Annotated in this window: 10 protein-coding genes and 1 pseudogene; 10 read left to right on the top strand and 1 reads right to left on the bottom strand. The window is 62.3% G+C overall.

Annotation, left to right across the window (positions count from 1 at the left end; genetic code table 11):
• Positions 1-7 precede the first annotated feature (7 nt).
• Positions 8-1,705, bottom strand: a complete 1,698-nt coding sequence (locus J3P76_RS09060; protein WP_434606679.1) for a sulfatase-like hydrolase/transferase — start codon at positions 1,703-1,705, stop codon at positions 8-10.
• A 376-nt stretch (positions 1,706-2,081) separates the two neighbouring features.
• Between J3P76_RS09060 and J3P76_RS09055 the strand changes: the two genes are divergently transcribed.
• The 10 genes and pseudogenes from J3P76_RS09055 (at position 2,082) to J3P76_RS09010 (ending at position 13,085) form a co-directional block, all read left to right on the top strand.
• Positions 2,082-3,440, top strand: a complete 1,359-nt coding sequence (locus tag J3P76_RS09055; protein WP_434559699.1) for a UDP-glucose dehydrogenase family protein — start codon at positions 2,082-2,084, stop codon at positions 3,438-3,440.
• Positions 3,437-4,495 (top strand): NAD-dependent epimerase, encoded by a 1,059-nt coding sequence (locus J3P76_RS09050; RefSeq protein WP_434606682.1) that lies wholly within the window; start codon positions 3,437-3,439, stop codon positions 4,493-4,495. Before J3P76_RS09055 ends, J3P76_RS09050 begins: the two co-directional genes overlap by 4 nt.
• A complete protein-coding gene (locus J3P76_RS09045; protein WP_434559703.1) occupies positions 4,492-5,238 on the top strand; it encodes a sugar transferase in 747 nt (248 codons plus the stop codon). Before J3P76_RS09050 ends, J3P76_RS09045 begins: the two co-directional genes overlap by 4 nt.
• Positions 5,239-5,883 carry a CpsD/CapB family tyrosine-protein kinase gene (locus J3P76_RS09040; RefSeq protein WP_420765795.1) on the top strand — a complete coding sequence of 215 codons (645 nt, stop codon included), beginning with the start codon at positions 5,239-5,241 and terminating at the stop codon, positions 5,881-5,883.
• Positions 5,884-5,903: 20 nt separating this feature from the next.
• Complete coding sequence (locus J3P76_RS09035) at positions 5,904-6,926, top strand: polysaccharide biosynthesis/export family protein (protein WP_420765794.1); 1,023 nt, start codon at positions 5,904-5,906, stop codon at positions 6,924-6,926.
• Between the two features lie 16 nt (positions 6,927-6,942).
• A complete protein-coding gene (locus tag J3P76_RS09030; RefSeq protein ID WP_434606689.1) occupies positions 6,943-8,535 on the top strand; it encodes a GumC family protein in 1,593 nt (530 codons plus the stop codon).
• Positions 8,532-9,635 carry a glycosyltransferase family 4 protein gene (locus J3P76_RS09025; RefSeq protein ID WP_420765792.1) on the top strand — a complete coding sequence of 368 codons (1,104 nt, stop codon included), beginning with the start codon at positions 8,532-8,534 and terminating at the stop codon, positions 9,633-9,635. Before J3P76_RS09030 ends, J3P76_RS09025 begins: the two co-directional genes overlap by 4 nt.
• Complete coding sequence (locus J3P76_RS09020) at positions 9,632-11,002, top strand: O-antigen ligase family protein (RefSeq protein WP_434606692.1); 1,371 nt, start codon at positions 9,632-9,634, stop codon at positions 11,000-11,002. Before J3P76_RS09025 ends, J3P76_RS09020 begins: the two co-directional genes overlap by 4 nt.
• Positions 10,999-11,958, top strand: a complete 960-nt coding sequence (locus tag J3P76_RS09015; protein ID WP_420765790.1) for a glycosyltransferase — start codon at positions 10,999-11,001, stop codon at positions 11,956-11,958. Before J3P76_RS09020 ends, J3P76_RS09015 begins: the two co-directional genes overlap by 4 nt.
• Positions 11,951-13,085, top strand: a pseudogene (locus tag J3P76_RS09010) (glycosyltransferase family 2 protein). The gene J3P76_RS09015 and the pseudogene J3P76_RS09010 overlap by 8 nt, the downstream one beginning before the upstream one ends.
• The last annotated feature ends 8 nt before the right edge of the window (positions 13,086-13,093 follow it).

Raw genomic sequence — 13,093 nt, 5'->3', positions numbered from 1 at the left:
CGCTCGCTCAATGCCCCGCCGCCATCTCGGTCTGGGCCGGTTCCGGTATGACGATGTTGCCCAGATCGATGTGCTTCCAGGCTGGCTTGGCACCCAGCCGCGCGTTGAAGCGGTAGTTGAACGTGAAGTCGTCCTCGGTGGGTTGGCTCAGGGGTTTTCCATAGCGCGCCACGACCGCCGCCGGGTCGTAGCCCATCAACTCAAGCAGCGTCGCAAAGATGTTGTAGTGGCTGGAACGATCCTTGTTTTGCGCCCAGGCGCCGCGCCAGTCCAAGGTGCGCAGCTGACTGCCCTGGATGACCACCAAAGGCACCAGCCCCTCCTCCTCCACCGGGTCGCCGCCGCAATGCGTATTGAGCCCGGGATTGCCACGCTCGTGCAGATCCTGGCCATGATCGGAGGTATAGATCAGCACCGCATTCTGAAGGTTGCCTTGACGCAACAGGCGCCGGAAGAACTCGCCGACGTTCCATAGGAGCGTGTTCTGGTACGCATTGCGATACAGCAACCAGTCATATTGCTGGCCGTTGAAGCCGTCGCGCTGGCCGGTGTCGGCCACGTCCTGAAACCGCCCCCGGGGCAAGGCCGGACGGTGTTTCATGAATTCGTCGGGGTATTTGTCGTGGACCGGAAAATGCGCCCCTACTTTATTCACCACCACCAGTTCGGCCCGGTCATTGCCCAAGAGCTCGATCAACTGCGCCGCGGCTGCCATGTCGCGGTCCAGCACACGGACCTGGTCGAATTGGATGAATTGGTCGATGTCTTGTTTTTCCTGTTCGGTCATCAGGTTCTGCAAGTTGCCGCCGGTGCGCTGGGCATCGATATAGACGGTATGCAAGCCCGCGACATGGGCGTACTGCCAGATTGACGGCTGCGTGCTGTTGATACGCACGTAATCAGCCCGCGTACCGCCATAACGCAGGGTGATATTGGTGTCGGCGCTGCAATTGGCGATGGAAGCGGCATAACCGTAATTGAAGATGTCCACCCCAGGCGGCGGGGTCTTGAGGCCGCTGTTCACACCGAACGGGGTGTTGATATCGAGATAGTTGCCACCGATGCTTTCGTCGATGATCAACACGATATCGTGCTCGATCGCAGGAGAACGGCGAGCCAAGCTGACCGGCTCGCGGACGCCGACGGTGTCGTGCAGCGCCTCGTAGGCAAACAGGTTCAGATAGGCCAGCGGCGTATACATCACAGGTAGACCACGGGCGCCCTCGCCCGCCCTTGCGAACAGCACACCACTGAGCAGCAATACCCCGAGCAACGGCGCGGCGACCGGTACATAACCGGGCAATGGTAAACGCCGCCGAGGCTTCAGCCCGATGCCCAACAGCAGCAACAGGCCGCCCGCCATCGCGCTGAGAATCACCTCTCGATACTGATAAGCCGCCTCCTGGATAAAGCCGCCCGAATACACCAGCGACACGAACTGGCTGTAGGTCAGGTAACTGTCGGTGACCCGGGTATACACCTCGAAGAACACCGCCGAGGCAAACAGTGTCAAGGCAAACAGATGCCGCACCAACGTCTGGCGGATGTAGGCGCTCATCCACAACGCAAGCACCAGCACAAGGAACATCGCACCGAACAGCACCGTTGCAGAACCAAGACCCAGCGCAGCGAGACGCTCCAGGTAATAGTCATGCCCCCTGAAAAGGTACAGCAACAGCAGCAGTTCCTTGAGGTATCGGGTCATGTTTTTCTCGGCGGTGGCGCGGCGGATGGAAGGTTCGTTTTCTGCACACTAGCAGCGGGATTTCAAAGCGCAAGAAAGAGACTGATCGGTCGCAGCGTCAAAAAAAAGTTACCTCAAAAGTGACACCTTTGACGCATCAAAAACATAAAAATCTATGGATATATACCGTTCATCGGTTACTTAAACGTCTCCAGAGCCCTTTAAAAATGGCACTTTTCCAAGTCAGTCAATGACTTGATATCAAAAAGCCCTAATCCGTCGAGATTTGCCAACACTGACAACTGTCATTTTGCTGACACGTTTTTTTGAAGCTGCGCTATACCCTCTAAACAGTTTCATCCGAGTTACATCAACCGGTTTGAGAGGCGCGCCTAGAATGGACGTGAGCGTATTTGGCACGGGGTATGTGGGGCTGATTCAGGCAGCGGCATTGGCCGACGTCGGGCACCGCGTCCTGTGCGTCGATATCGACCCGAACAAGATCCGTCAACTGCAACAAGCCGTACCGCCCATCAGTGAGCCTGGGCTGTCCGTATTGCTGGAAGACAACATCAAGGCCGGCCGGCTTTTGTTCAGTTGCCAGGCCAGCGATGCGGTCAACCATGGCGAGTTGATTTTTATTGCCGTCGGCACGCCAGCCGACGAAGACGGCTCGGCGGACCTGAGCCATGTGCTGGCGGTGACCCGCCAGATCGCCGACTTCATGGACAGTGACCGCACCCTGATCATCAAGTCGACCGTACCGGTCGGAACAGCCGATAAAGTCGCCGAGTGCGCCCGCCAGGCGCTGGCTCGTCGGGGCCTTAAACAGTTGAATGTGCGTGTGGTATCCAACCCGGAGTTCCTCAAGGAAGGCAGCGCTCTCGCCGATTGCATGCGCCCGGACCGCATCATCATCGGCGCCAGCGATCAACTGGCGCGGGATCAGATGGGCGAGCTCTACGCGCCGTTCTGCCGCAACCACGAAAAACTGATGTTCATGGACAACCGCAGCGCGGAGCTGACCAAGTACGCCGCCAACGCCATGCTCGCCACCCGCATCAGTTTCATGAACGAACTGGCCAACCTCACCGAACGCCTGGGCGCCGACATCGAAGCCGTGCGCAAAGGCATCGGCTCGGACCCACGCATCGGCTATCACTTCATCTATCCGGGCTGCGGCTTCGGCGGCTCGTGCTTCCCCAAGGACCTGCGCGCCCTGCTGCACACGGCCGAACAGAGCGGCATGCCGCTGCGCCTGCTGCGCAGCGTCACCGATGTGAACGACAGCCAGCGGCACATCCTTTTCGAGAAGCTGGCGCAGCAATTTCCGGACGGCTTGGCCGGCAAGTCGATTGCCATCTGGGGCCTGGCCTTCAAGCCCAACACCGACGACATGCGCGAAGCCCCGAGCCGCTACCTGATGGAAGCCCTCTGGCGCGAAGGCGCGCGCGTGCAGGCCTACGACCCGGAAGCCATGTCCGAATGCCGGCGCCTGTACGGTTATCGCAAAGACCTGAACCTGTGCGCCACCCGCGATGACACGCTTGAGGACACCGATGCCCTGGTGATTTGCACTGAGTGGAAGAATTTTCGCGTGGTGGATTTCGACCTGCTGGCGAGCAAGCTGCGCGCCCGGGTCATCATCGATGGCCGCAACCTCTACAACCCCGAGCACCTGGCTGCCGCCGGGCTGCTGTACCGTGGCATCGGCTTGCGCCACACCGTGCCCAGCGCCCCGGGGCCACAAGCGTGAACGTCCTGGTGACCGGCGCCGCCGGATTCATCGGAGCCCACTGCGTCTTGCGGTTGATGCGCGATGGCCATCACGTGTACGGGCTGGACAACTTCAACGATTACTACGACCCGCAGCTCAAGCACGACCGCGTGGCGTGGGTGCGTGACCAGGTCGGCGCATTTCCCTTGGCGCGTATCGACCTGACCGACGCCTCGGCGATCGACGGACTGTTCCAGAGCCATCGCCCGGAGGTGGTGATCCACCTCGCCGCCCAGGCCGGCGTGCGCTATTCGCTGGACAATCCCCGCGCCTATGTCGACAGCAACCTCGCCGGGTTTCTGAACATTCTCGAAAGTTGCCGCCGTCATCCGGTCAAGCACCTGATCTACGCCTCTTCCAGTTCGGTGTACGGCGCCAACCAGCGCACGCCCTATTCGGTACGGGACGGCGTTGATCATCCGCTGTCGTTGTATGCGGCAACAAAGAAGGCCAACGAATCGATGGCCCACAGCTACAGCCATCTGTTCGGCATCCCGTGCACCGGCCTGCGCTTTTTTACCGTGTACGGCCCGTGGGGTCGGCCAGACATGTCGCCGATCCAGTTCGCCACGGCCATCGCGCAAAACCAAGTGTTGCGGCTGTTCAACCATGGTGAGCACGAACGCGACTTCACCTACATCGACGACATCGTCGAGAGCATCGCCCGGTTGATCGAACGTGCGCCGCAGCCAACGCCCCACTGGGATCGCGAGCAACCGGACCCGGCCACCAGCCTGGCGCCATGGCGCATCTACAACATCGGCGGACAGCACCCGGTGGCGTTGCGAACCTACGTGGCGCTGCTGGAAAAACATCTGGGCCGCACCGCCCGGATCGAGCTGCTGCCCCTGCAACCGGGGGACGTGCTCAACACCTGCGCCGATGCCAGCGACCTGGCCCGGGCCACCGGTTTCCAACCGTGCATTGCACTGGATGACGGCCTGGGTCGCTTCGTCGACTGGTTCCTCGATTACTACGCGCAACCCATCGATCACACGCCGCTTGCGGCCGTACCTCAGCGGAGGAGTCTATGACCCGACATGAACAAGACATTCCGATCAGCACCTCCGGACGCGACAAACGTGTCGACCCCGAGCATCGCCGACGCCTGGATGCCGCCATCCACCGCCAGGGCCGTGGCTGGCTCACCGGTCGGGACGGTGGTCGGCCCTGGACGGTTTCGCGGACCAATCGGGTCGTGGCTTGCCTCGGCGCGCTGGCGATCCTGGTACTGCTCACCCCGTTGCTGCTGGGTCTGGCATTGCTGATCAAGTTTTCCAGCCCTGGCCCGGTTTTTTTCGTGCAGAAACGCACCGGTTATCGCGGGCGCGTGTTCGGCATGTACAAGTTTCGCACCATGGTCGTCGATGCCGAGGCCCTGAAAGAGTCGCTGCGCCACCTCAACAAGCACGGCGCCGACGCCATCGACTTCAAGATCGACAACGACCCGCGCATTACCCCGATCGGCAGGTTCCTGCGACGCAGCAGCCTCGATGAACTGCCGAACCTGATCAATGTAGTGACCGGCGACATGCGCCTGGTAGGCCCGCGGCCCACCTCGTTCAACGCCTATCGCTACAAGGACAACCATTTGGTGCGCCTGAGCATCTACCCCGGCCTGACCGGCCTGTGGCAGATCTCCGGGCGCAGCAATATCGACTTCGACCAGCGCGTGGAACTGGACCTCAGCTACATCGCCGAGCAGAGCCTGCTGTTGGATCTGAAGATCCTGATGATTACCCCCTTCAAAGTGTTCAGCGGCCACGGAGCGAGTTAAATGGACGGTTCGACGAATATCCTGACCATAGCCAGCCCGAGCGAGACCAACCTGACCTCGACCGTGCTCGACCCGGATCTGCGGATCCTTCTCATGACAGCGGCCAACACCGGCACCGGCACGAGCACCAGCGCCATGGCGCTGTCCGCCCAGCTGGCGCAGATGAGCAATGGCCGGGTGTTGCTGGTGGACGCCAGCCAGTCGCCGCGCAACCTCAGCCAGCAGCTCTCGCTGCAAAAAGAGCGCGGCTTCAGCGACCTGTTGTTCAACAGCCTGTCCCCACCGTTGTTGCAGGACTGCGTAGTACAGGTGTCGAGCCTGCCCTTCGACGTGCTGCCCCACGGCCGCCTCGGCCACAACGCCGAACGCCTGAGCCCCGAGCGATTGCGCCCGCTGTTCCGGCAACTGGCGGCGCAGTACCGCTTCGTGGTGATCGACGCCGACGCGGTGTATTCGGCCACCGACACGCTGGTGATCAGCACCCAGGTGGACGGCGTGGTGCTGGTGGTGCGCGGCGAAGACACCCGCTGGGAAGTGGCCCAGGCCACCCGACAAAGGTTGGCCCAGGCCGGCGCGAAAGTGGTCGGCAGCGTGTTCAACCGCCGCAAGTACTACATGCCCAAATGGCTCTACAACAACCTGTAAGCCTGCAAAAGGATGACGAGATGAACGCTAGAATGCTTGTCCTGCTGTTGCTGCCGCTTGCCGGTTGCTCCAGCAACACCGATACCCGCTCGATGCCGGTGCAGATCCTCACCGCGGCGCCGGCCAATGCCCAGGCCACCGACATGCCCAAGGTCGAGCAGACCTTGCGGCCCCAGGATGTGCTGGACGTGATATTCCACATCGGCACCACCTCTTCCCAGGCTTATCGCGTGCAGCCTGGCGACCAGGTTGCCCTGAACTTCACCGCCGCCAGCCAGCTCAACGGCACGCAACAGGTGATGCCCGACGGCAGTATCGAACTGCCGGGCGCCAACACCTCGGTGAAAGTCGGCGGCCTGACCACCGACGAGGCGCGCCTGGCGGTGCAGCGCGCCTATGACCAGAAGATGTTGTTCCAGCCCAATCGCAACCAATTGACCGTACTGGTGACGAGCCCGCTCTCCGGCGAGACGAAGCTGCGCAACACCCTGACTCACCCTGGCACGGGCATGAGCCGGGAAATCACCGTGGGCAGGGATGGCTACGCCAGCTTCCCGGAAATTGGCGCCGTGCCTTTGCAAGGCATGACCGTCAGCCAGCTGGAGACTTTCCTCAACGAGCGCTACGCCCAACTGCCCGGCCACATGACGGTGGACGTGCTGCTCAAGTCCACCGCCGGCAACGAAATCTATGTCCTCGGCGAAGTGGCCCAGCCCGGCTCCTACCCGATCCGCCGGCCGATCTCGGTACTCGAGGCCCTGACACTGGCCAGGGGCACGAACGTCAAGGCCCGGCTCGACTCCGTGGTGATCATGCGCCGCAACGGCAATCAGGTCGAAGCCCGCCACTACGACGTGGAGAAAGCCTTGAGCGGCGACGCGTCGCAGATCGCCTATCTGCAACCGGAAGACATGCTGTTCGTGCCCAAGACCAAGCTTGCAAGTGCCGGTGAACTGGCCAGGCAATTGGCCGATGTGGTGCTGTTCCAGGGCACGGGGTTGAGCTTCGGCTACCGCGTCGACAACAAAGGCAGCGACAACTGAGACTCAGGTGACCGACATGAACCCCAAGGAAAATTATCTGCACGAGTTTTTCAGGATCTTCTTCGCCAACAAGCAGTGGGTGAAGCGCATCTTCCTGGTTTTCGCCGTGATCGCTCTGGTGTTGCCGTTGATGCTCAAGCAGAGTTTCGACATCACCGCCCAAGTGATCGTCCAGTCGAAAAAACTCTCCCAAGGCGACGCCACTACCTCGTTGAACCAGGAAAACGCGACTTTCATTCCGCCGTCCCTGGCGGACATGGAAACCGAGAGCAACATCCTGCGCTCACCGGCGTTGATTCGCGAAACCATCAAGACCCTGCGCGACCAGGGTGAATACACCCCGAGCCCAGGGGCCCTCAATAAATGGGTGAGCGAACCGCTCAAGCGCTACATCACCCAGCCACTGCGTGAATACGTCATCAATCCGCTTCGCGACGGCCTCGGGCTGGAAGTCGATCCGGTACGCGACACGATGCTCGATACCCTCACCGACGAGGCCATCGCGAACCTGAAAATCGAGACCCTGCCCGGCTCGAACGTCATCTCCATCATCTACAGCTTCGGCGATCCCGCCCAGGGCACCCGGTTCGTCGCGCAGCTGCTGGAAAACTACCTCACCGGCCGCCAGGACCTGCAATCGATCGAATTGCCCCAGACCTTCTACGAGCAGAAAAAAGTCCAATACCAGACGCGCCTCGACGGTCTGGAAGGCACCCGGCTCGGCCTGCTCGAAGGCGTCGGTTCCTCCGATCCCAAGGAAGAAATCACGTTTCGCCTGAACGCCATCAATACCGAAGAACAGGCCCTGAACCTGTACCAGGATCGCCTGCTGCAAAGCCAACGCTGGCTCGATTACCTCAAGACCAGCCTGGCAGCGGCGAACAGCTCGCGGTTCAACGACTACACGTTCCCGTTCACCTTCACCACGACCGTGGACAACATCGCCTTCGAGGACCGGGAAATCAGGCAACTGGGTGAACAGCTGACCAGCCAGGTCAGCCGCTACATGAACGACCTGGCGATCTTCCAGCCCAGCAGCGAACCGATGCTGCTGGCCCGCGAACAGATCATGCGCACACGCCAGCAGTTCCTCAAAGTGGTGAACAACCGCATCCAGGAACGCACCACCGACCTGGCCGTCGTCAGCTCGGTGATCAACCAGAAGGTCGAGCGCATCGCGGCCTTCAAGGAACGCATCCACCAGTTACAGGAAACCCAGAGCAAGCTGCGGCAGATGGACACCGAGATCAACGCACTCCACGCGGCGTTCTCCACCTATGCCCAACGGTTCGCCGAAGCCAGTTCCGCGCGCTCGCTGGACAATGACCTGTCCAACGCCCGTGTCCTGAGCCCCCCGTTCGAACCCACCGCCGCGGTATTCCCCAAGCCGATGCTGATTATCCCGTTCGGCTTGTTCTGCGGCCTGCTGCTGGCGATCGCTCTGGTCTACGTGCGTGAGTTCTTCGACCATCGCTTCAAGCATCCTGCGCAAATCAGCCAGCAACTGGACCTGCCGGTCTTGCTGGTGATCAATGAGCAGTCGCCCGAACAGGTCAATCCGCACCGCAACTGGAGCCTGCCAAGCCTTGTCCATTGGGTGAAAAATTGAACGCGCCGTTCGGCCCGTCCCACCGCAGCAGCCCCCTGTCGATCATTCATCTGCTCGACAGCGGCGGCTTCTATGGGGCCGAGCGGATGCTGCTCGATCATTGCCTGGCGACACCGGGGCAGCACCAAGTGCTGTTCCTGGCGGCGCCGCCGACCTTGATCACGCGGTTTCGCCAGGCCGGGGTGGATTGCCGACACTGCGCCAGCTTGGGCGAATTGTTGCAGCATCTGCGGCAACGTCGCGCGGACCGGCCGCTGATCAACACCCACAACTTCAAAGGCTTGCTGTTCGGCTGGGCCGCGGCCACGCTGTTGCGCCTGCCCCTGGTGATTACCCAGCACGGCTTCACGCCGCGCAGCACCAAGCAGCGTTTCTACACCTGGTTGAGCCTGCAACTGTGCCGCACCGCGCCGGTCAAGCGCGTGGTCTGCGTCGCCGAAAGCATCGCGGCATTGCACCGCAAGGCCAGCGTCAAGGCGGACAAGCTCGACGTCATTCCCAACGGTTTGCCGGCCGTCACGACACCGCTGCCCCATCGTGACGACAGGCAGCGCTGGCGGGTCGGGTACGTGGGTCGCTTGAGCAGCGAGAAAGGCCCTGACCTGTTCCTCGACGCGATGATCCCGCTCTGCCAGCGCCATGGTTCGCTGCATGCGGTCATGCTCGGCGACGGTCCGGAACGCCAGCCGCTGCTCAAGCGCATCGCCGACGCGGGGTTGCCGACGCGCATCGAGTTGCCCGGTTATCAAACCGACATGAATGATTGGTGGAGCCGCCTCGACGCTTTGGTGATCAGCTCACGCACCGAAGGCACGCCGATGATCCTGCTCGAAGCCATGCAAGCCGGGGTGCCGGTGGTGGCGTTTGGCGTCGGCGGCATTCCCGACATCCTGCAGGACCGCCACAACGGCCTGCTGGCCACGCCGGCCGACAGCGACGAATTGGCCCGCCAGATCGAAACGCTGTTCAGCGAACCGCCCCTGGCGCGGATCCTCGCCGACAACGCCCGGCGCACCCAACGCGACCGCTACGACCTGCGCACGCTGGCCGAACGCTGGTCGCAACTTTATATCCGCACGGCACGGGAGGCTCGACCATGATCGTCCCGCTCTCGATCATCAGTTTGCTGGGGCTGGTCTGCCTGGCATTGCTGGCCAGTCCTTATCCGTTCCTGGCGCCCGGCGCGGTGTTCGGCCTGGTCGGCGTCGCCGTGCTGTACCGCAAGCCCGGCTGGGGCCTGCTGGGCATCGCCGCGCTGGTGCCATTCGAAGGGCTGTTCAAGGAAAACGGATTGTCGGGCAGCAAGTTCTTTGGCCTGGCGCTGATTCTGATCCTGGCACTGCAACTGGCCCTGCACCAGATTCCGGCGACGCGCCTGCGCAGCAATATCTGGAAGCCGCTGGTCGGCTTCATGGCGCTGTATGGCCTGAGCCTGCTGCTGTCGGAAAACATGGACCTGTCCCAGACCCATCTGCGGGAACTGACGGTAGGGCTGATTCTGTTCGTGATCACCTTGTTGATCGGACGCGAGCTGAACCTGGACCTGTTTGCCCGCTTGATGACCGTGAGCGTGTCCACCACGTGCGTACTCGCGATGTTCTCGGCCAAATACCAGGACCAGGGCCGCGCGTCCGGACTGCTGGAGGACCCGAACTCCTTTGCGCTGCTGATCGCGTTCACCATACCGCTGGCCTTGTTGCTGGTACTGCGCAGCCCGAACCTGTTGCACCGGCTGTTCTGGGGCGGCGGTTTCATCCTGCTGCTGGGCGGCATGACCAAGACCGAATCGCGTTCCGGGCTGGTGGTGTTGCTGCTCAGCCTGATGATCGGCTTGTACCACTACCGCGCGCAGCTACCGCGGATTCGTCCACGGCACCTGGGCTTCGCCATGCTCGGGCTGGCCCTGATAATTCCCCTGGCGATCGCGGTGATGCCCGCCGGCTACGTGGCACGCATCCAATCGTTGAGCATCCTCAGCGCCGGCGCCAGCGCTCACAAGGATGAATCCCTTGGCCGCCGCGCCTCCTACATCCTGGTGGGCAGCCAGATGATCCGCGAGAACCCCATCCTCGGTTCAGGGCCCGGGACGTTTCCCCTGCACTACGCGCCGACCGGTTATGCCAAGGCCTTCTCGGCCAACCGCAAACTGGGCGACCTGTACCGTCGCGCTCACAACACCTACCTGGAAATATTCAGCGAGATCGGCGTACCGGGCGGGTTGATGTTTGTCGGCATGATCGGTCTTGGCCTCTACAACCTGGTGCGCGCGCGCCAACTCTGGCTCCAGCGTCGGGACTGGGCACAGGCCGACCTGCTCACACATTTGGGGATGAGTTTCCTGGCGCTGGCCTTGTTCCTGATGTTTCTCAGCGCGCCGAACCACAAGTTGCTGTGGATCATGCTCGCCTTGACGAGTGTGTTGCGCTACGACGCCGAACAATCCGCGCCACGGGAGGCCCGCCCATGAGCCGCGTCAGTATCGTCATCCCGATGTTCAACGAGGCCCGCCACATCGGCCGCACCCTGCTGGCCGCGCAGCAAGCTGCTCGCCAGGCGCAACTGGAATGCGAACTGATCGTGGTCGACAACGGCTCGGACGATCATGGGCCGCGCATCGCCAACGAACTGGGCGCCCGGGTGCTGATTGTGCCCGGCGTTCACATCGGCGCCCTGCGCAACCGTGGCGCGGCGGTTGCCAGCGGTGAGTGGCTGGCATTCATCGACGCAGACATGGAAATGCCCGCCGACTGGCTGAAGCTGCTCGTCGAAATGGAGGGCCGTCAGGGCGATGTGTTGGGACTGGACCTGGACACGCCCCGACACGCGCCTTGGTTCGCCCAGGCCTGGCAACGCCGCAGCCAACGTCCGGGCGCCCGTCCGCTGCATCGAGTGCAGTGGCTGCCCAGCGCCAATCTGTTGATGCGCCGCCGTTGGTTCGAACAGGTCGGCGGCTTCGACGAGACCCTGCGTACCGGTGAAGACAAGGATTTTTCCCTGCGCTTGCGCCAAGCCGGTGCGCAGTTGTTGCTGGTGAACGAAAGCCTGGCCCTGCATTGGGGTTACGAAGGCAGCTGGCGCGAATGGATGAGCAAGGAGCTGTGGCGCCAGGGCAGCCATTGGCAGTTGCTGCGCAGCCATGGGCCGAGCCTGCGCTTGCTGCGCTTTCCCGCCTTGTCCGTTGGCGCCTGGGGCCTGGATCTGCTGGCGCTCACCGCCCTGCTCCAGGGCCAGGTGCGCCTGGGGTTGACGCTACTGTTCATCAGCACATTGCCGGCCTTGTTTCTCAGCCTGCGCCAGAGCCAGCGCGACCCGCGCCTGGCGTTGCAACTGTGGGCCTTGCACGGGGTGCGCCTGCACCTGACCGGTGCCGCGTTGCTGCTCAATCTTTTTCAATGGAACGTCAGGAGACCCGCCCGTGGCTGAATTCATCTATTGGTCTTGCCTGTTGCTGCCGGTGTACGCCTACCTCGGCTACCCCGTGCTGTTGACCTTGTTGACACCGTTGTTTCCGCTACGGCGCTATGGCAAGCCCCTGCCGATGGACGTCAGCATTGTCATCGCCGCCCACAACGAGGCACGGCACATCGAAGCGAAATTGCGCACGCTGTTGGCCCAGGATTATCCGGCACGCTCGCTGCAAATCATCCTGGCCAGCGACGGTTCCACCGACGAGACGGTGGCCTGTGCGCGCAAAATCGGCGACTCACGCATCACCGTGCTCGACCTGCCACGCCAGGGCAAGGCCGCCGCCCTCAATACCGGCGTGGCCCATAGCTACGGCGAGATCCTGGTGTTCACCGATGCCGACAACCAATGGGCCCACGACACCCTCGGCCACCTGCTGGCGCCGCTGGGCGATCCTGAAGTCGGCGCCTGTGCCGGGCACATGGTCATCCCCGTGCCCGGCAAGGGCCTGAGCCTCGGCGACAGTCTGTATCGGCACTACGAAGGGTGGCTGCGCCGGGTGGAAGCGCACCGGCTGCATGGTCTCGGCCGACGGCGCCTTGCTGGCCTTGCGCAGGGCTTTGTTCCAGCCGATTCCGGCCCAGGTCAACGATGATTTTTTCCTAAGCACCTGCGCGCCGGCAGCCGGCAAATCCATTGTTTATGCACCCAAAGCGCGGGTGACCGACCAGGGCGTGGACGAAGCCGACAAGCAGTTTCGTCGTCGTCAGCGCGTCACTGTCGGCGGATTGCAGAGCCTGGCCCAGCGCCGGGAGCTGCTCAACCCGCTGCGCCATGGGCTCTACGCCATTGGCCTGATCAGCCACAAATTGATCCGCCGCCTGGCGCCGGTGCTGCTGTTGCCGTTGCTGCTGAGCAACGCCTGGCTGTGGAATGACCATCCGTTCTATCGCCTGACGCTGGTGGCGCAACTGCTCGGTTATGCCACAGCGCTGATCGGCTTGCTCGACGCAGGCCACCGCTTGCCTCGGCCATTTCGGTTGGCCGCGTTCGTGCTGGTAACACTGGTCGGCATGAGCATCGGGCTCTGGCAATTCCTGCGAGGCCAGCGCTACAGCCAATGGAACCCCGACCAAAACCGCTAAGGAGTGTG

Source organism: Pseudomonas sp. D1-36, assembly GCF_051132205.1.
Taxonomy (GTDB): Bacteria; Pseudomonadota; Gammaproteobacteria; order Pseudomonadales; family Pseudomonadaceae; genus Aquipseudomonas.
Note: the sequence above shows the minus strand (reverse complement) of the source record. Positions and strands in the feature narration are given on the sequence as shown.